The sequence below is a fragment of the Mesotoga sp. UBA5557 genome, assembly GCF_002425715.1.
Classification (GTDB): Bacteria; Thermotogota; Thermotogae; order Petrotogales; family Kosmotogaceae; genus Mesotoga.
In genome coordinates this window covers 1-21,263 of the sequence record NZ_DIMV01000016.1, presented here as the reverse complement: position 1 = coordinate 21,263, position 21,263 = coordinate 1, and the positions used below count along the sequence as shown (strand labels likewise).

At 46.7% G+C, this 21,263-nt stretch carries 18 protein-coding genes and 1 riboswitch; of the genes, 9 read left to right on the top strand and 9 right to left on the bottom strand.

The annotated features are described in order from the left end of the window. Positions 1–204: 204 nt before the first annotated feature. From B3157_RS01240 to B3157_RS01210, 7 genes are all read right to left on the bottom strand, one after another. Positions 205–867, bottom strand: a complete 663-nt coding sequence (locus B3157_RS01240; RefSeq protein WP_292588234.1) for a YjjG family noncanonical pyrimidine nucleotidase — start codon at positions 865–867, stop codon at positions 205–207. A 19-nt stretch (positions 868–886) separates the two neighbouring features. Continuing rightward, entirely contained in the window at positions 887–1,840 is a 954-nt protein-coding gene (locus tag B3157_RS01235; protein WP_292588233.1) for an MDR/zinc-dependent alcohol dehydrogenase-like family protein, read from the bottom strand. Next, positions 1,840–3,033, bottom strand: coding sequence for a trans-sulfuration enzyme family protein (locus B3157_RS01230; RefSeq protein WP_292588231.1), 1,194 nt, complete (start codon positions 3,031–3,033; stop codon positions 1,840–1,842). The genes B3157_RS01235 and B3157_RS01230 overlap by 1 nt, the downstream gene beginning before the upstream one ends. A gap of 143 nt (positions 3,034–3,176) precedes the next feature. Then, positions 3,177–3,914, bottom strand: a complete 738-nt coding sequence (locus B3157_RS01225) for a hypothetical protein (RefSeq protein WP_292588229.1) — start codon at positions 3,912–3,914, stop codon at positions 3,177–3,179. Positions 3,915–3,919: 5 nt separating this feature from the next. Next, entirely contained in the window at positions 3,920–5,239 is a 1,320-nt protein-coding gene (mnmE, locus tag B3157_RS01220) for a tRNA uridine-5-carboxymethylaminomethyl(34) synthesis GTPase MnmE (protein ID WP_292588227.1), read from the bottom strand. Continuing rightward, complete coding sequence (mfd, locus tag B3157_RS01215; RefSeq protein ID WP_292588225.1) at positions 5,232–8,267, bottom strand: transcription-repair coupling factor; 3,036 nt, start codon at positions 8,265–8,267, stop codon at positions 5,232–5,234. The genes mnmE and mfd overlap by 8 nt, the downstream gene beginning before the upstream one ends. Beyond that, entirely contained in the window at positions 8,243–9,469 is a 1,227-nt protein-coding gene (locus B3157_RS01210) for a nicotinamide-nucleotide amidohydrolase family protein (protein WP_292588223.1), read from the bottom strand. Before B3157_RS01210 ends, mfd begins: the two co-directional genes overlap by 25 nt. 46 nt (positions 9,470–9,515) lie before the next feature. Then, positions 9,516–9,616, top strand: a riboswitch (TPP riboswitch). Between the two features lie 29 nt (positions 9,617–9,645). Here B3157_RS01210 and B3157_RS01205 point away from each other — a divergent pair. Beyond that, a complete protein-coding gene (locus B3157_RS01205; protein WP_292588221.1) occupies positions 9,646–10,623 on the top strand; it encodes a thiamine ABC transporter substrate-binding protein in 978 nt (325 codons plus the stop codon). A 40-nt stretch (positions 10,624–10,663) separates the two neighbouring features. Then, positions 10,664–12,193 (top strand): ABC transporter permease, encoded by a 1,530-nt coding sequence (locus B3157_RS01200; protein ID WP_292588219.1) that lies wholly within the window; start codon positions 10,664–10,666, stop codon positions 12,191–12,193. Here the strand turns inward: B3157_RS01200 and nth are convergent. Further along, positions 12,138–12,785 (bottom strand): endonuclease III, encoded by a 648-nt coding sequence (gene nth / locus B3157_RS01195; protein ID WP_214061218.1) that lies wholly within the window; start codon positions 12,783–12,785, stop codon positions 12,138–12,140. The two genes, B3157_RS01200 and nth, sit on opposite strands and share 56 nt — an antisense overlap. Next, the gene (locus B3157_RS01190) at positions 12,778–14,196 is read right to left on the bottom strand and encodes an aminopeptidase (protein ID WP_292588217.1); all 1,419 of its coding nucleotides are present in this window, start codon (positions 14,194–14,196) and stop codon (positions 12,778–12,780) included. Before B3157_RS01190 ends, nth begins: the two co-directional genes overlap by 8 nt. Positions 14,197–14,464: 268 nt before the next feature. Between B3157_RS01190 and B3157_RS01185 the strand changes: the two genes are divergently transcribed. The 7 genes from B3157_RS01185 (at position 14,465) to B3157_RS01155 (ending at position 21,179) form a co-directional block, all read left to right on the top strand. Continuing rightward, positions 14,465–15,025 (top strand): RNA polymerase sigma factor, encoded by a 561-nt coding sequence (locus B3157_RS01185; protein ID WP_099829507.1) that lies wholly within the window; start codon positions 14,465–14,467, stop codon positions 15,023–15,025. Continuing rightward, entirely contained in the window at positions 15,018–15,512 is a 495-nt protein-coding gene (locus B3157_RS01180) for a hypothetical protein (protein WP_292588213.1), read from the top strand. Before B3157_RS01185 ends, B3157_RS01180 begins: the two co-directional genes overlap by 8 nt. 39 nt (positions 15,513–15,551) lie before the next feature. Further along, the gene (locus tag B3157_RS01175; protein ID WP_214061216.1) at positions 15,552–16,433 is read left to right on the top strand and encodes a hypothetical protein; all 882 of its coding nucleotides are present in this window, start codon (positions 15,552–15,554) and stop codon (positions 16,431–16,433) included. Between the two features lie 114 nt (positions 16,434–16,547). After that, complete coding sequence (locus B3157_RS01170) at positions 16,548–16,970, top strand: Fur family transcriptional regulator (RefSeq protein ID WP_103134291.1); 423 nt, start codon at positions 16,548–16,550, stop codon at positions 16,968–16,970. A 33-nt stretch (positions 16,971–17,003) separates the two neighbouring features. Continuing rightward, on the top strand, positions 17,004–18,035 hold the full coding sequence (gene pheS, locus B3157_RS01165; RefSeq protein ID WP_103134290.1) for a phenylalanine--tRNA ligase subunit alpha: 1,032 nt from the start codon (positions 17,004–17,006) through the stop codon (positions 18,033–18,035). Further along, a complete protein-coding gene (gene pheT, locus B3157_RS01160) occupies positions 18,032–20,401 on the top strand; it encodes a phenylalanine--tRNA ligase subunit beta (protein WP_292588209.1) in 2,370 nt (789 codons plus the stop codon). The genes pheS and pheT overlap by 4 nt, the downstream gene beginning before the upstream one ends. Next, the gene (locus B3157_RS01155) at positions 20,394–21,179 is read left to right on the top strand and encodes an inositol monophosphatase family protein (RefSeq protein ID WP_103134288.1); all 786 of its coding nucleotides are present in this window, start codon (positions 20,394–20,396) and stop codon (positions 21,177–21,179) included. The genes pheT and B3157_RS01155 overlap by 8 nt, the downstream gene beginning before the upstream one ends. Positions 21,180–21,263 lie beyond the last annotated feature (84 nt).

The window sequence follows — 21,263 nt, the reverse complement described above, 5'->3', positions numbered from 1 at the left end:
GAAATGCTTCCACGTCATGTCATCCCGTGATGAATTTGCACGGGATCTGGGTTTCGTTTTTATCCAAGGATGTGTCAATGATCTTGGAAACGACGGAGGAGGTCTTTAGTTTTTTACTAGACCCTAAACCCCATACCTTAGACCCGATTTATTCTGTTCTATTACGCACGTGTGCATGACCGGACCCAGAAACCGTTTTTCGACTCAAACAAGAAGCATAAGTAGTTCATCGTAGCTCTTTGCTATGTTTATCGGGCCACGATTCCTCCGAGCATGAGGGCCGAACCATATGAAGTCAATTCCCGCATTTTCTGCGCCTCTGTAGTCCGACTCAAGACTGTCTCCAATGTATACGACTTCATCCTTCTGAACACGTGCCCTGCGCATTGCCACGAAGAAGATTTCGGGGTTGGGTTTGGCAGCGCCGGCCTCTTCTGAAGAAAGAGAGAATTCGAAGAATTCAGGGAGGCCTGCAGAAAGGAATCTGTTGTGTTGCACGCGGTATACTCCGTTCGTTATTACCGCCATTCTCTTTCCGCGGCGCCTCATCGTTGTGAGAAACTCTCTTGCGCCCGGGAGAAAGTATGCCTTCTTTGAAAGTCTGGTCAGGTATTCGTCATTCAGTTCTTCAGGACTAAAGCTCACTCCGATAGAGCTGCAATAATCCACAAACCTTCCAAGAACGACTTCATCCTTGGTCTTTTCTCCAAGCGCAAGATAACTCCACCACTTCGAGTTTGTTTCTCTGTATAATGAGAGTTGTTCTTCAGACAACGCGATCCCTCTAGAGTCGAACAACTCCAAAAGCGATTCTATTTCACTTCTCTCGAAATCGAGAATTGTGTGATCTAGATCAAAGAAGTACATTCTATAGATGCCGTCCAGTTTAATCCATCCTTATAATTATTTTGAGAGATCTTCTGGCTGCTTCAAAAGCCTCAAGCGACTCGTCAATGGAAAACGTCTTCGCTATAAGGGTTGTTGGGTCAACAAGTCCGCTTTCAAGAAACGAGATCGCTTTGTCAAATGGCCCGCACCTCGATCCAATAAGGTGAATCTCTCTCACAGCTACACTTGTAATGTCTACTTCTGGAGTTCCTTCATAGGTGCTTTTAAGCACGATCTTTCCCTGGGGCCTCACTACTTTCAACGCAGAAGCCAGCCCGTAGGGATTCCCCGTTGCTTCGACCACCACATCAAAGTCTCTATCGTACGAGTCCGCTTCGTTTACGCTTACAAAGGAGGCTCTGTTATTGTCACCGAGAAGCTTCATTCGCTCTGAGTGTTTGCCAACAAGTACATGGTCAACTCCGCTCGCGGAAAGAACCATCGATATAAGCATACCAAGCTTCCCATCTCCAATAAGACAGACTCTGTCAGTTGAAGAGAAGTCAACACTTTCGAGCACATGGGCGGCTGCAGCCAATGGTTCTACAAAGACCGCCTTTCTATCGGAAACTTTCTCGGGTATTGTGTGAAGGTTCTCGTCCGGCAGAACGGCGTACTCGGCCATTGTACCCGCGTAGTCTGCAATGCCGATTGTCCTTGTGTTTCTACAGTGCTTGAAAAGTCCCATATCGCACAGATCGCATTTCTTGCAGGGTATGCTTATTTCGGATACCACTCTCTTTCCAACTAGGAAACTTGTGTCGCTTTCGACCACTGTTCCGAGGAACTCGTGGCCGAGAATTCCTCGGAAGTTCATGTAGCCTTTTGTTATTTCGATATCCGTATTGCAGATACCTGCGAGATTTACCCTAACAAGAGATGTTCCCGGTTGCCTTTCCGGAATAGGTACTTCTCTCAGTCTCAGAGTCTCATCAAAGATAAGCGCCTTCATTATTTGTAGACCTTCTCGAGAGCATCCTCAATGTCCTCCAAAAGATCGGAGTGATGCTCCAAACCGGCTGATATTCTAACTGTCTTGCTTGAGAACCCGAATCTATGAAGTTCCTCCTCTGGATAGTCTCTGTGGGTCATCATGGCAGGTACTTCTACTAGAGTCTCCGCATCTCCGAGTGAAACGGCCAGTTTTATGAGCTTCAGGCCCTGGACGAATTTCTCTGCGTTTTCCTTTGGTCCGCACAACTCGAAGCTGATAATTCCGCCGAAGCCTTCCATCTGTCTGGCAGCCAATTTGTGGCCTGGATGATCCTCGAACCCAGGAAAAGAAGTCTTCTCGATTTCCTTTCTTTTTCTTAGGAATTCCGCTATTGCAGTCGCGTTTCTTTCATGCCTTTCCATCCTTAACCCGAGTGTCTTCATGCCCCTTAGTAGCAGCCAGGCGCTGAAAGGGCTGATGACTCCTCCAAGTTCACACATATATCCGAATTTCAGCTTCTGAGTATAATCAAAGTCCTTAGAGGTCGCAACTCCCCCAACAACGTCTCCGTGGCCCGATATGTACTTGGTAGCACTATGGAGCACAACGTCCGCGCCGAAATCCAGAGGTTTCTGGAATACGGGGGTTGCGAACGTGTTGTCGACAACCACTTTTATGCCCTTCGAGTGGGCAATGGCACAAAGGCCCTCAATATCGATTATCTCTAGAGCCGGATTTGTCGGTGTTTCGAGGAACATCACCCTTGTGTTCGGAGTGATAGATCTTTCCACATTGTTGAGATCTGTCATATCGATGAAGTCCGTATTGATCCCATACTTCGCTATAAGGTGGTTCAGAAACCCGAACGTTGAGCCGTAGAGATTTCTGTGTGCAAGGACAGAATCCCCAGCTCCCGAGAAGGACAGAATCACCGAACTGATCGCTGCCATTCCTGAAGAGAAGGCTACACTGTCCACTCCGTTCTCGAGAGTGGCAAGTCTCTGTTCGAAAAGATTTATGGTTGGATTACCGCCTCTTGTATAAACGTATGCCCGCCTCTTAAAGGAAAAGGTATCTTCGGCTTGCTGCAAATCAGTGAATGTAAATGTTGAAGTCATGTATATCGGAGAGTTGAGTGCCTGGTTCTGGTCCTCTTGCTCCGCAGCGTGTATTGCTAGAGTGTCAAAATGGTATTCTCTCGATTCTTCCATATCTACCACCTCACTTCTTATTGAATTATAGCGCAGCAAGTGAGAAGTGCGACTAACAATGGCTCCCGAAACCTGAACTTGGCAGTGTTGTGAAAAAATCTTCGCTGGAAAGTACAATCATTCGATAGCCTGCAACCGTCTTTTTAAGTGGAAGTTGCCGGATGATTCTGCACTAATTGCTCTGTTTCTTTTCTTGCCGCTTCTATCTCCTCCTGTATTCTCAGAACTGTCGCAGGTTCTTCGTAGAAGGAATAGGTGTCTTCTGAAGTCCTCACAAGTAAGAAGTAGTCCCTTATTTTTGGTTTGCCTATCATCTTTATCTTTCTGGCAGGGAGGAACATGTCTCTGAGAGAGGGAAGGTAAAGCTCGCCCGAAGACATGCTCAGATGGACTGAAACCTCTTCGATCTTCTCTATCGGAATAACCATGGTGACCCTTCCGCTTCCTGGGATATCGACCGTGAAGCGAAAGGCTTTGTCATGAATAACGGCGTAACTCTGACTCATGTTTACTTTCTCGATTTGGGCTACTCTGCCGAATGTATAGAACATGGAGTTTACGCGCATTCTGTTTTCGGCTCCAGAGAGCCCCAAATCCCGGATCAGTCTTTCTTTTGGTCGTTCGTCTCCCATGCCAAGTAGGGCAGTAATTATGCAGATTATGTCTCCAAAAAGGAAGCCTGCCTTGAAATTGCCAAGAAGTATTGCGATCACCTCAGCGACTATCGGGATCAAAGGAGCAAGTGCTAGTATGCGGTAATCAAATCTCTTCCTCAGCACGGTGAAGACAATATATGCCGGCGTGCATGCCAGAAAGTACCAGAGCGGAGAAAGAACAAACCTCGTGGCCGAACCTGCTAGCAGTAAGAGAATCCCAGTCATTAAGATCACTTCCCAACACAGAAATCGCTGAAAATCCTATTCAGCAAATCTTCTGTAACGTTTGTTCCCAACAATTCGTCGAGACTTCTTGCGGCCTGCTCAATCATCGTGCTCACAACGTCGACAGTTATCAAACTATCTATTGCTTCTATCGATTTGTCAATGCAGTCTACCGAATCTGAAAGCTTCTGTTTCTGCCTCGCGCTAATAATTACGGAATCTTCAATCGAGGTGATGTCATCTGTTTTCTTCAGCATGAGCTTCTCGAGATCTCTAATTCCTTCACCGGTTTTCGCGCTGATAATTACATCGTAAGAGCCGCTTTCGATCTTTCGAATATCGGATTTGTTTGCTGCAACAATAAGCCGCTTCCTTCCGTTTCGAAGATCTTCCTCTAGATCCCGGTTTTCCTGGTTATGAGGATCTCTCAGTAGAATTACTAAATCGGCTTCCTCGATTGCCTTCAAGCTCCTTTTGATTCCCAACTCTTCCACAGCATCTGTTGCTTCCCGTATTCCTGCGGTATCCACTACGTTAAACAGAACACCTTCTATGTTGAGATCTTCTTCAATAGTATCCCTCGTTGTACCGGGAAGATCTGAGACTATCGCTCTATCGCGTTTCAGCAAAGCGTTGAGAAGAGTAGACTTTCCGACATTTGTCTCTCCTACGATTGCGGTTTTGATTCCCCGGGAGAGTATTATCCCGTTCTCGGAACTGTTCACGAAATGGGCAATCTCATTCCTCAAATCCAGGAGTTCACCGCGCAGAGAGGAGTAATCAGTCTCAACTTCATCAGGATAGTTCAGTTCAACTTCAACGGCGGCGAGAAGACGAATCATCTTTTCCCTGAAAGAGACTACTTCTTCACTGAGACCTCCTGTAAAGCTTTTCACGGCTGCTTCCAGAGCTCTCTCTGTTTTGGAAGTGATAAGGGCGTTTATCGCCTCGGCTTTGATAAGATCGAATTTCCCGTTCAGAACCGCCCTCTTTGTGAACTCCCCCGGGAGAGCCATTCTCGAGCCAGCACGAAACAGAGCTTCCAAAGCGTTCTCCACAATAATCGGGTTTCCATGAAACGAGATCTCAAGCATATCTTCGCCTGTGTAGGAAGCCGGGCCTTCAAAGAAAACAACGACGACCTCATCGATGAAGCGATCGCCTTCGAAAAATTCCGCTACATATGCCCTTCGTGGTTGAAGACTTTTCGGGCCTGAGATCAAGTATCGGATTCTCTCTAGTACCCGTGGACCGGAGCATCTTACAACAGACGTTGCAGATACTCCTCTGGGAGTTGAAAGTGCGCAAATGATATCCTCAAACAATGTTCTCAGCTCCATGGAAGAGTGTCTTCAGCGTCTTCATCAGATGTCTTTCGGGCACTCCATAGAGAATGGATTTCCCTTCCCTTTCGTTTACAATTAACCTGCGGCTCCTAACTCCCAGAGAGTCGCGGATATGGTTTTCGCCGTGAGTCATAACTAAGCTTTCCGAGTGAGAATCGTACTCAACGATCTTTATTCCCATAGTGAATGCCCCAAGTCTTATCCGCGAAGCTTCAAGAAGGGAGACAACTTGAGAAGGAAGTCGGCCAAATCTATCTATCAGTTCCGCTTCTATTTCGTCGATTTCGCTCTCTTCTTTACATGCTGCGATTCTTCTGTAGATCTTCAACCTCTCTATAGAATCGGAGACATACTCCTCAGGGATCACCATATCGAACGGAATATTCTTCAGTTCCGTATCTACAGTCCTTTCCTCGACACCGATTTCGAACTCCCCTCTTAGCTCTTTCATAGCCTTATCTACCATTTCACGATAGAGGTACAGTCCGACCGAGTTGATGTTTCCATGTTGCTCTGCGCCAAGCAGCGTTCCGAACCCTCTTATCTCGAGATCCCGCATTGCGATCTTCATTCCGCTTCCGGCTCCCGAGAACTCTTTCAAAGCCTTCAGCCTCTCTCTCGAAGGATCGGACAGTCTCTTTGGATCGTAAAGAAAGTATGAAAAGGCTCTCCGATTGCTCCTGCCGACTCTACCTCTCAACTGGTAAAGTTGGGCCAATCCATATCTCTGGGAATCATTCACAATCAATGTATTGGCATTAGGGACATCAACACCGCTTTCGATTATTGTTGTGCATAGAAGCATGTCTAGTTCACCAACGTAGAATTCCCTTATCGTACGCTCAAAGGCCGTCTTGTTCATTTGACCGTGAGCAACGTCGATCTTGACTTCCGGCAGAAGATCTCTCAGCTTCACGAGAATCTCCGGCAGTTCGGCGACTCTATTGTGAACAAAGATCGTTTGACCACCTCTGTTGGTCTCCCTCAGTACTGCCGTTCTGATAAGCCTTTCATTTATCGCTCCTACATATATCTCTGGCGAAGTTCTTCCTGCGGGCGGAGTAGATATTACCGAGAGGTCTCTGAGACCCGAAAGAGACATGTAAAGAGTTCTCGGTATTGGCGTGGCGCTCATCGACAAAACATGTATCTGCAACCGAAGCTTCTTGAAGTGCTCTTTCTGGAGGACGCCGAAGAGCTGTTCTTCGTCGACTACTACCAGGCCAAGATCGGCGAATACGATTTCCTTTGAGAGCAAAGAGTGAGTGCCTACAACGACATCGACCTGTCCATTCTTAAGCCTTTTCAAGAGCCTGCTTCTCTGGGCGTCGGTCCTGTATCTATCTAGAATCTCTACTCTAATTCCAAAAGGGCTAAGCCTGCTTTCGAAGTTATCGAAGTGCTGTCTGGCCAGAACCGTCGTAGGAACCATCACAGCGACCTGTTTCCCGGAGACAACTGCTCTGAAGGTAGCACGCAGAGCCACTTCGGTTTTTCCGTATCCGGCATCGCCACTTATTAGACGATCCATCGGCTTGTTGGTACTCAGGTCGTCAAGTACTTCTTCGACTGCCTTCTGCTGATCTTCTGTCTCGAGATACGGGAAGCTTTCTTTGAAGCTCTTCTCCATCTCGCTTTCGCCTATCAAAGGAATTCCTGACGAGGCCTCTCTTGAGCCGTAAAGGTTTGACAGTTCTTCAATCAAAGCCTTCACTTCTCTCTTCACTTTCGATTTCTGTCTGTTCCAGGCAGTACCTCTCAAGGAGTTCAACTGAATTCCTTCGGTGTTTCCTATGTATTTGTGAACACGATCGACCCTGTCGACCGGAACGTAGATCTTATTTCCATCTCTGTACTCCAGGAGAAGATACTCTCTGGTTCCTAGAATGTTCTCCACTGTTCTTACTCCAAGATAACGACCAATGCCGTACTCCTTGTGGACAACAAAATCTCCCTCTTCCAGCTCCGTCCAGTCAACCACCGGTATTCTCGGCAAAAACTCTTCTTCTCTCCTTGGTCTCTTGATTATCTCAAGCTTCTCGCCGAGCTCCGAGTCGTAATCAAGAGAGGAGACTTCTCCGTCAGATACGATGGAATAATCCTTCAACTTCAGTAGCACTTCTGAGGACACTCCACCGAATCTGATGTAGAGGAACTTTCTAACAGCTTTGTCCGAAAGGAGTTCAAGAGTCTCGCGTTCTCTTCGCCCAAATTCAGCTAACGCATCGTCTGGATTGACAAAGACTACGTTGTAGTTTTCAAGAAAGTCAAGAAGAATCGATTGCCGCTCGTAGAAGATTCCTGCAATAGTATCCATCGTGTCCAGGCGGTCCCGAAGAATCTCATCCGAGCCACCGATTGCCTTTTCTGCGCTGGAAATTCTTTTCAGAGCGAGTTCCCTGTGTGGTGAGGCGGTGATGCCCTCGGCAGCAGGAGTTACATAAGCTTCATTCAGCCTTTGAAGACTCTTCTGAGTTGCCGGATCGAAACTTCTGATCGATTCTATCTCTCTGTCGAAAGTGTCTATTCTAATCGGTCTTTCAGTCCCAGGAATGAAGATGTCGACAATTCCTCCTCTAACGGCAAATTCCCCGGGAATTGTGACGGAAAACGCCCTGGAATATCCCAGACTCTGCAGGTGGTCCTCGTGGAGAGTGAGTGGACCTCCAACTTCAGCCTTCAGCGAAAGGCCTTCGAAGACTTCGATTGGCACTGTCTTTCTCAGAAGACCATGAAAAGACGTATACACGGTTCTGAGCTCTCCGAGAAGCAGCTTTCTGAGCAACGCGAGTCGTTCAGACCTTATCCTGGGAGAAGTCCCGACGTCTTCAAATGGGAAGACATCATGAGAGAAGAAGAATCCATCACCCTCATGCTTCGAATGTATGTCGATGAAGGATTCCAGCATTCTCTCGCTGGGAAAAATGACTACAGTTGCAGAGCACTTTTCGATTTTCTTCTCGACCCAGGAAATCGGGTCGTTTACTCTATATAATACTCGTTCCAAAACAACCTCCAAAGCCTTTTCAAAACAGTGCTTGCAGCTCTTAGCTGGATTGTCTCTCTGGCTCCCTTGAATCTATCGGTGTAGGTCTCTATTGAATCTACAATCCTCACTGCAGAGCAGACAAGGCCCACGGGTTTAAGATCTGACCCTCCCGAAGGACCTGCTATTCCAGTGACGGAAAGGCCCACATCAGTTCCGAAGAGACGACTTGTCCCCGCGGCCATTTCGAAGGCCACCTCTTCAGAGACGGCACCGTGTTGACTCAAAGAGTTCTCACTGACTTTCAGGAGTGACATCTTCGATTCGTTCGAATAAGATACGATGCCTCCAGAAAAGACATCTGAGACTCCGGGAACCGAAGTGAGAAGTGCAGAAAGGCGTCCTCCTGAACAGGATTCCGCTACGGAAATTGTCAGGTTCTTTTCCCGAAGCCCTTTGACAACCACTTCAACCAGTTCCTCGCCGCTTGTTGTGTAGATGTACCTTTTCCACCGCTCGGAGAAGAGGTGGCAAACCTCTTCGAGAACAGACTCGTCACTCGCGGACAGGATCACTGTTGGACCAGAGAAATAACGTACTCTTGTTACGAACTTTACTCCAGAGAACCTGGAAAGCATCTCCTCAGTGAAGTCTTCTACTTCTGGTTCAGTAAGATCCAGGAATCCGATCGTTCTAGAAAACATCTTGGGCGGCAGAGTAATGTGTTTGAGGGCTTCCATGAAGACCGCTTCCATTTCCATCGGAGGTCCGGGAAGAATAACGATCTCCTTGTTCTCTGTTCTCACAAATGATCCCCTGGCGCTACCAGAGATGTTCGGAAGCTGAACCGAGTCCTGCATAACGAGAGCTTGCCTCTTCAGTCCCGCAGGGGCTTCTCTGGAAAACCGCTTAAGGAAGCTTTCTTCTAATGCAGAATAATACTCGCTATCGAAGCTCAGCTCCCTGCCGAGATAGTCGGCAACAGTCTGAAGAGTAATGTCATCGAATGTGGTTCCAAGTCCTCCTGTTATTAGGAGGAGATCAGCTCTACTAAGAGCCGTTCTTATCTCGTGGCTTATGTATTCCCTGCTGTCCGGAACTACAACGATTGACTGGACTTCAAATCCCAGTGCCGTAAGACTCTCTGCGAGATAACCTCCATTACTGTCTTTGACCACGCCTCTGGTGATTTCGTCCCCGGTAAGAAGGATTGCAGCCTTCAAGCGACCACCTCCTGGTCAATTGTATCACCAAAAGCGTAGTGTTATAATTGAGTGCCGGGGGAGCCCAGAAGGCTGAGAGTGCTGAAAGCAGACCCCAAGAACCTGATCCGGTTAGCACCGGCGTAGGGAAGGCCATGGCTAGCGCCTCCGGTAATTTCTTGCAGGAGGTGTTTTTTATGAGAAGAGCATTTCTGGTCTTATCATTGATCCTCTTCATTCCATTTTCGACAGTGTTGCCGCTCAAGGTATATTCATACGATTCCCTTCAACCGCTCGCGCAAGAGACTTTTTCGAAGTTTACAGAAAAAACGGGAATTGCAGTTGAGTTTCGCGCTGTTGGAGATTCGGGTTCTCTGCTGAGCTTGATTATTTCCGAGCGCGAGAATTTCGATGGAGATGTCGTGATTGGAATCGATAACCTTCTTTCGAGACGTGCTTTCGAAGAAGGTATCTTTCTTTCTTACAGACCCCAAGGCTATGAGAAGATCTTTGATAATGATCTTCTACTCGATAGTCAGTGGAGACTAACCCCATATGATTTCGGAGGGATCGCGCTAATATGTGACACTAGCCAGATAAAAGATTCCATCGAAACGCTTTGGGATCTAACCGGGCCGGAGTATCGAAGGAGCGTGATTATTCAAGATCCCAGAACCTCGAGTACCGGTCTATCTTTCCTCGCTTGGACTTATCTGCTTTTTGGCGAGCGATTTGAGGAATTCTGGCAGGCTTTCAAACCCTCGATACTCACAGTTTCTCTCGGGTGGGACGACTCTTTCCAGAAATTCGAATCCGGAGAGGCTCCAATAATGGTTTCTTATGCCACGGATGGAGCATATTCAATGCATTATTACGGTGAATCTGTCTATATGACAATAATTCCAGAGGGCAGGGGTTACGTCCAGATTGAGGGAGCGGGAATCATAAGATGGACGAAGAATCTGCGCGATGCTGAAATGTTCATGGACTTTCTTCTGAGTGAGGACTTTCAGCGTCATATTCCCCTTAACCAGTGGATGTTCCCTGTAATAGATGTAGAGATGCCCCCGGCCTTCGATTATGCCGTCAAACCGGAGAAGATTCTGAAACTATCTGCCGAGGTGGATCTTTCCGAACTCATCTCCAAGTGGGAAGCGGTAATATACGAAAGGTAAATTTCTGACAATATCTGCAGTTGGGATCGCGGCCGTTGTTTTGCTGCCGTTATTCTTTGCCTTCGGTAATCTAGAGTTAGATACGATTTTTTCAGTGATTTCGTCGCCCTCGTTCAGGTCGATTGCCGGGTTCACGGTCAAGCAGGCGCTTCTCAGTACATTTCTGGCAATGATCGTCGGTTTCCCGGCGGCAGTTCACTATGCGAGAAGCAACGGTCGTCTTTCACGTCTATTGGGAATAACAACCTATATACCGTTCTTCTTTCCCAGCATATCGATGGCAATAGGCTTCCTGGCAGTTTACGGCAGAAATGGACTCTTCAACAATTTGATGTCTTTTGCCGGTCTGGAGAGGGTACAGATTCTTTATTCTCTTGGGGCAGTCTTACTTGGACACGTCTTCTATAACGCACCAATAGTTATACTAGTTCTTGGGAATGCGCTCAGAAGTTTGCCTTCAGATGTGCTGGAAAGTTCTAAGATAGACGGATCGGGGAGGATACGAAGACTTCTGCGAGTAGAACTACCTCTTGTTACACCGGCAATTATCAATTCCGCGCTTCTGATCTTCACTTACTGTTTCACCTCTTTTGCCGTTGTTCTTGTATTGGGCGGGGCGCAATTCGCTACCCTGGAAGTTTCAATCTATATGAATTTCAGGCTTTTGGCTGCACCGCAGAATGCAGTCGTTCTTGCCGCAGTTCAGTTCGCATTTATTATGGTTTTCGGATTACTCATTTCACTGAGCGAGAAGAGTTCGCCCTTTGAACATGGTGAGCAGTATCTGGAAAAGAACAGATTCACGGGCATCTACTCATGGATATTTGTTCTCTTCGAGTGGATACCGATTCTTGGTGCCCTCTTCAGTTCATTCTACGACTGGACCAGAAAGGAATTCATCTTCGAGAGGATAACGAAGCTGTTTACAGAAAAGATCGTGCTTCTCGGCACGGGATTGGTCAACACATTGGTCAATTCAATAACGCTTTCATTTCTTGCAGCCGTTGTGACGGTAACAATCGCCTTTTTTCTTTCGTGGCAAGCAAGGCACACCTCTCGAGGATCGAGATATCTGAGAATAGTGTCTTTGATAGCTCTGTCCGTAACACCTTCGATTCTAGCTGTTTCCTATCTCACAGCATTTGGGAGTTTCCCTGTTCCACTGCTGCTGGTGCTGCTTTACATTGTGATTTCGTTACCCGTTGCTTTGAACTACATAAGTGGTCAGGTGATCGGTGCTGAGCTTGCCTTCCTTGAGGCGGCGCAACTCGACGGTGCTTCGAAACTTGCACGCGTATGGTATATGATAATCCCTTTCTTTAGAAGCACGATTATTTACGCTGCAACGGTAGTCTTCGCAATTTCTATGGGCGAATTTGGCGGATCGCTAATACTCGGGAGCAAGGACTTTCCTACGTTTGCCGTTGCCATCTACAGACTAAACGGAAGCCGCTATCTACTGGAGGCAAGGTTCTTAAGTTCGGCCCTGGGAATCATAATTATCTCTGTTGTCGCTATCTCCCGGTGGTTTGCACAAAGACCTGAGAGAAGTAGTCGCAGCACTCCCTGATTCCACAAATGTCGCACTTTGGGCCTACAGGTCTGCAGATCTCCCTGCCGAACTCAACCATTGACCCGTTCACCGGCCCCCATATCTTGGGTGGCAAGATCTTCATCAGAGCAAATTCGGTGTCGTCGGGCCTCTTCGTCTTCACCCATCCCAGTCTATTTGCGATTCTGTGAACATGGGTGTCAACTGCCAGGGCCTCCCTTCCAAATGAAACGTTTAGAACGATGTTAGCCGTCTTTCTGCCAACTCCGGGAATTGTAACAAGCTCTTCAAGGGTATCGGGGACAACCCCTCCAAAGTTTTCTACGACTATTCTTGCGCAGTTGATTATTCTGGAAGCCTTCTGCCTGTACATCCCGGATGCTTTTATCAGCTCGTACAGGTCTTCCGGGAGAGCTTTCATAAGCGATTCAGGATCGGGATAAACCGAGAAAAGCCTGCGTGAGGCTTCCTCGGTATTCTCATCTCTTGTGCGCTGACTCAATATTGTGCTCACCAAAACCTTGAAAGGTTCTTCATAGTCGCGACCTCTAGGAAAGTTTTCTACTATCCATTCCGACACTGCCGTAGGTGAGCAGTCAGACCTAGACATCGCCTCCCTCCAGGAAGGCTTTGTATGCTCTATATGTTTCGTATAGGTCCACCTTTGAGAGAATCTCAAATGGTGAATGCATTCCGAAAACCGGCGTTCCTGCATCGACTACGGTGACGCCCCTTTCGGCGAAGAATTTCGCAACTGTCCCTCCGCCGCCCCTATCGACTTCTCCTAAGATCGTACTCTGCCAGTGCACTCCCTTCTCGTTCAGAAGGTTTCGCACATAGCCCATGAACTCCGCACTGGCTTCGCTGGTTCCTGACTTTCCTCTGGAGCCCGTGTATTTCAATATTGCAATTCCATATCCGAATCTTGCTGCATTTGTTTGATCGTGAGCATCCTTGAAGGTCGGGTCAAATCCGGCGGCAACATCTCCCGATATCATTCTGGATTTCTCGAGAAGGAAGTCGATCTCGTAAAGCCCCTTCTCTCCAGAAAGATTGAGAAGCTTCTCGATAAAGGCGACCCAAAACCGCCCCTTTGCTCCTGTAACGCCTTCACTTCCTATCTCCTCCCTGTCGAAGAGAAGGACCATTGCAGTCCTCTTTGGGTTCTCTATTGAAGACATATCCTTGAGTGCTGTTATAGCAGTGTATGAACAGACCCTATCATCATGCGCGTAAGCACCGATCATAGATCGATCAAGTCCAACTTCCCTCGGTTCGATAGCCGGCACAAGCTGGATGTCCGCAGAAAAGAAGTCTTCTTCAACAAGTCCGTACTTTTCATACAACAGATTAAGGAACATCAGCTTCACTGGATTCTCAAAGTCTTTGACGTCCGTTATAGGAATAGATCCGGACATGGCATTGAGATCCTTTCCTTGAAAGACCTTTCTGAAATCGCCTTCCCTGTTGTCCAAATGAGGGAGAAGATCGGAAATCACGAATACAGGATCATCGCTGCTCATTCCAATAGAGACATCAACAGATTCTCCATTGCTCTTGACTACCGTACCTACGAAGGCCAAAGGTATGTTTAGCCACTGATACTTCTTGACTCCTCCGTAGTAATGTGTCTTGAGCATTGCAAGCTCCGAATCTTCTACAAGAGGACTCGGCTTGAGATCCAATCTGGGGGCATCGAGGTGAGCTGCAATCATGTCGATACCGTCCTTGAGGTCTTCACCGATGACCGCTGCTATTAGCGCCTTGCCGCCTTTGGTGATGAATATGCGGTCACCCTTTTTAACGCCGCTTTCCTCGAATGAAGAGAGGGGTTTGAAACCATTTTTCTGGAGAAGGTCCACAAGATGTCTGACAGCCAGACGTTCTGTTACAGATTTGCCAATGAAGTTCATATAATCTTTTGAATAGGCAAAGACCGCATCTCTGTCGAGCGTAAACCAGGCGTTCTTCTTCTTCAAAGTAAGCTTTTCACCGAGCTTCTTGACTTCTTCGTTTTTCAATACTTCACCTCCATGAAAGTCTGTTTCGTTCCAACGTCTTTAATTTTATCGGATTTGCTTGTTTTTTTCGACCTGCATTGATTTGCTTCTCTTACACAGGTCGAGCTCCTGCGTTTTGCCATTTTCATTTTATGATTCGCATGTAAAAAGAATTTGCAGTCTATAATGGATTGATATGATTAATCTCGAATAATTAGTATAATTAACTTGCGAAGTTGAACCCTGTTCGCTTCTCCATCGTCATATAGAACAGATTAGGGTGGTATGGTTGGACGAAAAGAAGCTACTAGACGGACTGAAGAAGAAGAAAGTTTGGGCATACGAAGTCTTGTATGATGACTACGCCCCGAGATTGGGTAGTGTTATCAAATCGTATCTTGGATATGATGATGTAGAAGATGTTATCCAGGAAGTCTTTATAAAAGTCTTCAAGAACGTCAAGAAGTTCCGTGGAGACGCCAAACTATCGACTTGGTTATACAGGATTGCGGTGAATGTTTGCAAAGACACATTGGCCAAGAGAAAACGGAACAACGAGTTCTTGACTGATTTCGTAGAGAGCGAAGACAAAGTAACATTTGAGCCGCCGGCAACTACGAACGTTTTTGGGGAAGTTATGGACGAGATTTCTTTTGAAGAACTCATGTTAGTGGTTGGCAAGCTTTCCGAAGATGATCGTTTGCTGATTAAGTTGAGAGACATAGATGACCTGTCGTACGAGGAGATCGCCGATATACTTGAAAAGCCGGTCGGAACGGTGAAAAGCAGGTTACACTATGCAAGAAAGCGACTCAAGGAGATGCTCGAGGAGGTAGGTTACATTGGATGAACTGAGATTTGTCCGCATTTTGGATCGCGAGATCCCTTTAGAGGAAATGAGGGTAGATGAGAAGAAGGAAATTAGGAGTTATGTGAAGGTGATTGGAGCTCTTAAGGAAAGCTGCTCTTACAGACCTTCTGATGAGCTTAAGAAGAGGACTGTTGGCAAGATCAAGAAGCTAAAGAGCAGACCCTACAAGATGCTCGGAACTGTGGCCGCATGTCTAGTTCTTGGTCTGTTTTCAGTATCATTCTTCACTGGCAATACGATTCTAATCAAGAAAAAGGGCGATCTCTATCAACTTGCAAACGTTCTTGGTTACAGTTCGACTCTGAACGAGAGACTCAGGGTTAATTTGACTGTTTTCTCGCATGTTGATTCACAGATGAATGATATTGTGGTCATGGAGAAAGAGATGGAGCGTTCTCTGGGCTTCCTGAATGAATCGTCTGTGAACAATGACTTTGAGATCTCCGGAATCAACACAACTTATTGATCTATACGCGCTCTAAGACACAAAAGGAGTGAAATCGCCGTGAAAAAGCTGTCCGTACTCGTTGTCCTATTGCTTACTGTCGGGCTGGCGGTTGGAAAGGATGCTGTTGAAGAGTTAACGACGCTTGTTAATGCACTCAAGAACTCTTCGTATGAAGTAGACAGATACGTACAAGAGAGCGGAATAGTTACTACTGCGAAGAACGAGCGAGTAATAAAATCTGGTCCGTACAAGCTGGTCACTTCTTACTCGACAACGAAGGGTGAGTTTGGTTGGGTTAGGAATAGCTCGGGCCATTATGCCATTTTCCGAACGCGAAGCGTTGCCTTTGAGCCGATAACAAAGATAAAGGATTTCGAAGACAATTTCGTGGATCTAGTGAATAGCAAATCTTATACGATCAATCTCTTTCTTGATTTGCCAAGCGGCAGAAAGATTACGATTTCCTCGGGTGATCTCTCATTTGATGTTACTTATGACGATAACTATAGACTTCTTAAGCTCGTCAAGTCTTATCCATTTCATTCGATTAGTGCAAGTTATAGAAACTACTCAGAGATGTCTCATGAAGCTCTGACCAAGCTTTCAAATGCTACCGACGGCATGATTATTGTTCGTCCGCCGGTCTATTTTTCTGAAGCTATGCTCGAAAGGCATTTCGCATGGTCTTCAATGGATTTTGCAACTGATGGTAAGACCTATCTGTACACACTTCTCATGTACTCTCCGGAATTCGGACGAATGGTCCTGTACTTCTCTTTCAATTCTGAGCCGGATTACCTTCAGAAGTTCTCTGCTCAGATGGCGGAAGCAAACGGATTCAGCTATGCAATTGAGAAACTCTCGGCCTCTTCAGCGGTTAGTCTTCTTGGGATGGTGGATACTAAAACCCTGAAGGCTCTTCTTGAAGACCTCTATTGATTGAAGCTGCCTTCTTCTAGAAGCAAGTCTTATTGAGGTTTTCATAAATCTTTTTCTAAATTGAATGAATTTTGTTGTATAATCAATCAAACCTTTTTTGGAGGCTATAGAATTATGGAGATCAAGGAGACGATAGCTCTTCTCAAGAGCAGGGGCTACAGGATTACTCCTCAGAGAGTTGCGATAATCCGGATTCTCAGAGATCATGAAGGTCATCCGGGAGCTGAGGAAGTTTTTAGATCTGCTTTAGAACTTTATCCAAATATCTCAATGGCTACAGTCTATAACGTAATGGAAGTTCTTGAAAAGGAAGGAATTATTAGGGCTATTGCTGTAACTAAGACTTCCAGGCGATACGATCCTAATCTCAAGCCTCATAGTCACTTCATATGCAATACCTGCGGTAGAGTCTTCGACATCCCAATCAAATACTTTGAAGCTTGCATGAGAAGACTTCCTCCTGAACTGAACGATTTCGAGGTGAAGTCGCTCGAGGTCATCTACAAGGGCTCTTGTTCAGACTGCAAGACAAGATAACGATAACTTCAAACGCTTCTTGGGGGTGCAATAATGAAAGGACTAGACATTAATCTGGAAGAAGTCCTCACTAGAGTGATGAAAATATCTGATTTAAACTCACTTCAGGAAGAGAAATCCAGGCTCGTCGGGAAGCAGGGTTTGATAACCTCGCTTATGAAGAAGTTGAAAGAGATTCCTCCTGAGGAGAGAAGAGAGTTTGGAAAGACGGTCAACGAGTATAAGAATGCGATTGAAGAGGCTCTGAGTACTCGCAGAAACGAACTTGAAGAAACGGCCAGGATAGAACGAGAGAAATCCGAGAGGCTCGATTACACAATTCCGGGCAAGAAGAGGGATATAGGTTCTCTACACTTGATCAGCCAGACAATGGAAGAGGTCCAGAGTATCTGGGTAAGCATGGGTTTCGAGGTAACGACGGGCCCGGAGATTGAGACAACCTACTACAACTTCGAGGCTTTGAACACTCCTGAGTGGCACCCCGCAAGAGACATGCAGGATACTTTCTATCTTGAAGACGGCAGACTCCTCAGAACGCATACTTCTCCCGTTCAGATAAGGACAATGGAGTCAAGAAACCCGCCTCTCGCGATATTCGCGCCTGGGACCTGTTATAGAAAGGACACTCCCGACGCTACTCATCTTCCTATGTTCCATCAGTTTGAGATCCTGTTCGTGGATAAGGGAGTATCGGTCAGCCATTTGAAGGGCTCGCTAGACCATTTTGTCAAGAGGCTCTTTGGCGATAACAGGAAGATCAGATTACGTCCCAGCTTCTTCCCGTTTACGGAGCCGAGCTTTGAAGTCGATGTGAGTTGCGGGATCTGCAACGGAGAAGGCTGCAGAAGTTGTGGAGGCAGTGGATGGCTAGAGATCCTTGGAGCAGGCATGGTACATCCGAACGTATTTAAGAGCGTAGGATACGATCCTGAAGTCTGGAGTGGTTTTGCTGCCGGAACGGGTCTTGAGAGAATTGCGATGCTGAAGTACGATCTTGAAGACATCAGGGACCTTCTTCGGAACGATAGACGCTTCCTTAGGGGTTACAGGAGGGCTGTAATATGAGACTGTATCTCGAATGGCTTGGTGACTTCATTGATATAAGCGACAAATCCCCTGAGGAACTCGGCAATAGCTTATCACTGAGCGGTACTGAAGTTGCAGGTGTTGAGTATCCCTGGAGTTATGTCGAGGGAGCATTGGTGGGAAGGATTGTTTCAACAGGTATTCACCCTGAGAGTGAAAGGCTTCAAATAACCGAGATCGACATCGGTGCTCGTAAGATAACTGTGGTTACAGCAGACTTGACTGTGAAGAAAGGCGAAACAGTTGCCGTGTTGCCTGAAGGCTCCTCTCTTTCAGGAATGAAGATCGAGAAAAAGGAGTTCCTTGGAGTTGAATCGGAAGGAATGTTCCTTTCTCTTGAGGAGTTGGGTCTGGAGGACAAATCACTTACTATATTGAGACTTGAAGAAGGTCGACCGGGGGATTCCGTGGTTGAACTGCTTGGGCTCGACTCGCCGGTGGTCGAAGTGGAATTGACGGCCAACCGGGGAGACTGTCTCTCTGTCGTTGGATTGGCGAGAGAACTAGGTGCGATCTTTGAAAAGAAGATCACGAGACCTGAAGTGGATGAGTCGATTCAGACCGGAGATGATCCTTTTCTGAAGGTGAAGCTGAACGACAATGGTTGTATCAGATACACGGCCCTTCTGGTGGACCATGTGAAAATCGGCGAGTCTCCTCTCTGGATGAAGAAGAGACTGGTTGCGGCAGGTCTCAGGCCGATAAACAACGTAGTGGATATAACGAATTACGTGATGCTTGAGACCGGTCATCCTGTTCACGCATTCGACGTGGAGAAGATTGGATCAACCGAAATAGTTGTTCGCAAGGCAAGAAACGGAGAAAAGCTGGAACTCCTCGACGGAAAAACCGTGGAGCTTGATAACAACGATATGCTGATCACAAATGGCGAAACCCCTCTAGCCCTTGCGGGAGTTATGGGTGGTGAGGAATCGGGCGTCTATTCAACTACGAAAAGAGTTCTGCTAGAGGTTGCCGTGTTTGATCCCGTGAGAATCCGAAAGACTGCAAGGAAGCTTGGGATCTCTACAGACAGTTCGTACAGATTTGAGAGAGGTATAGACTACGAAGATTCGATATACGTGATAAGACGACTGGCCGATCTAATGAAGCAGCTCTGTAGCGCGAACGTAGGTTCGAACATCGTCGATGCCGGAAGGGTGCCCGAGCTTCAGCATATAAAGCTAAGAGAGTCGTACGTAAGTGAGAGACTTGGAGGAGCAGTTCCGCCAGAGAAGATCGGCAGAATACTTGAAAGCCTGGAGTTTTCAGTGAAGCGCACAGATGATGGCTGGAAGGTAAAACCACCTGCTTTTCGAGCATACGACACAAAACTGGAAATTGATCTTGTTGAAGAGATCGGCAGGATCTACGGCTACGACAGGATAGTAAACGAATTGCCCAGGATTTCCCCCATCTCGGGTGGCGTACCGGAGTCTTTGAAGAGGCAGAAGAGACTTAAGGATCTGATGGTCGCAAATGGTTTCGACGAGGTTGTCACATACAGTTTCGTAAATCCCGAAGAGATTGCAAAAGTAAACAAAGGAGTCGATTGCATCGCTTTGAGGAATCCGCTGTCGATGGATATGGCTGTCTTGAGGCCATCGCTAGTCTATAATCTCTTAGCTGCGGCATCCTACAATTTCAGAAGACAGAACAGAGATATCAAGCTCTTCGAGATAGCTTCGGTTTTCAATCCACTTGAGAAGCAGTGCGAAACAACTGCGTTAGGTTTTGTGGCTACAGGAAGAGAGAATCCACAGGATTATTCCGACAAGAGGGTAATCGACTTCTTCACTATCAAGGGAATAATCGACGAGTTCTTCTCACTTTACGGTTTAACTGCTGCGTACAAGCCTTCATCAGCCCCTTGGCTCGAAAGAGGGAAAGCAGTCTCTGTAGAGATTGAGGGTGCAAGAGCGGGCTTCCTTGGTGCTGTAGATCCAGCAATAGCCGATTCTCTTTACGAAATCAAAAGCGGTGAAGTGTTTATTTCAGAACTCAACGTAACCTTAATTGAAAGCATGATGAAAGAGTTTTCCGGAGTAAAGAAAATCTCTCCATTCCCAAGAGTCTTCAGAGATCTCTCGTTCCTTGTTCCTTACTCTATAGACTATGGGCAGCTTGAAAAGCTGATAACCGACACTCTAGAAGGAACCTTTTTCAACGAAGTAAGGGTTTCCGACCTGTATGAAGGAAAAGGCATTGAACATGGATACAGGAGCATAACAGTTACTCTAGCTTTTGAATCTTTCGAAAAGACCCTTACCGACGAAGAGATAAACTCTCTAATCGAGTTGGTTTTAAAAGAGACTGAAGAGATTGGTGTGAAGCTGCGTGGATAATCTGCTTCTCAATACCTTCAGCAGGAAAATCAGAGCTTATCTTCCTGAACTATGGAGGAAGGTCTCGAAGGAAGAGTTTTCGGTTGAACGAAAGTCCGGGTACAAGGACATTGTTACCTCGGTTGATCTCGAGATAGAAGAAAATCTCAAGTCGTTTCTTCACAATCTCTTCCCGGATGCTGCGTATCTCGGAGAAGAGTCGGGACCAGATGTTAGATCCTCAACAATGTGGATAGTTGATCCTGTGGACGGCACGACAAACTTCTCGAAGTCAAATCCTCACTATTCGACACAGATTGCTCTGTACACAGAAAATCGTGTCGTATTGGCAGTTACCTATGATCACAACCGGAAGGAGACATTCCATGCAATTGAGGGTCAGGGTGCCTACTTAAACAATAAACGGATTTGGGTTAGCAAAACAAAAGAGCTTCGAGAAGCTACAAGTCATGTTGGCCTTCAGTACTCATCCGAGACGTCTTTTGAGAGAATTACGAGGAGAATTAATCGAGCGATAAAGATATGTAGAGGCGTTCGTATAACGGGAAGCGCGTGTCTTGACTTTGCCTACGTTGCAGCCGGCAGAGCAGATATATTCTGGGAAGAGAAACTCAAGCCATGGGATGTTGCCAGCGGAGTCCTGCTGGTGAAGGAAGCCGGTGGCTTCGTTGGAAGCTGTCTTAAGGAACCTCTTGACCTTCTAGATCCCAATGTTCTCGTTGCCAACAACTCTCCGGAGCTGGTTGAAGAGTTCAGGGAGAGAGTCTTGTATGATTAAGTGAGGCAGACGCCTACTGCGCGCTGTACCCGGGTACGCAATGCGCCGAAAACATCGGCGGACGCAAGGCTGCCTTCGGCAGGA

Excerpts from the sequence above, each read along its gene's own strand:
- B3157_RS01225 (WP_292588229.1), bottom strand. The coding sequence starts at position 3,914 with ATGACTGGGATTCTCTTACTGCTAGCAGGTTCGGCCACGAGGTTTGTT.
- B3157_RS01240 (WP_292588234.1), bottom strand. The coding sequence starts at position 867 with ATGTACTTCTTTGATCTAGATCACACAATTCTCGATTTCGAGAGAAGT.
- B3157_RS01170 (WP_103134291.1), top strand. The coding sequence starts at position 16,548 with ATGGAGATCAAGGAGACGATAGCTCTTCTCAAGAGCAGGGGCTACAGG.
- nth (WP_214061218.1), bottom strand. The coding sequence starts at position 12,785 with ATGTCTAGGTCTGACTGCTCACCTACGGCAGTGTCGGAATGGATAGTA.
- pheS (WP_103134290.1), top strand. The coding sequence starts at position 17,004 with ATGAAAGGACTAGACATTAATCTGGAAGAAGTCCTCACTAGAGTGATG.
- B3157_RS01235 (WP_292588233.1), bottom strand. The coding sequence starts at position 1,840 with ATGAAGGCGCTTATCTTTGATGAGACTCTGAGACTGAGAGAAGTACCT.
- B3157_RS01230 (WP_292588231.1), bottom strand. The coding sequence starts at position 3,033 with ATGGAAGAATCGAGAGAATACCATTTTGACACTCTAGCAATACACGCT.
- pheT (WP_292588209.1), top strand. The coding sequence starts at position 18,032 with ATGAGACTGTATCTCGAATGGCTTGGTGACTTCATTGATATAAGCGAC.
- B3157_RS01205 (WP_292588221.1), top strand. The coding sequence starts at position 9,646 with ATGAGAAGAGCATTTCTGGTCTTATCATTGATCCTCTTCATTCCATTT.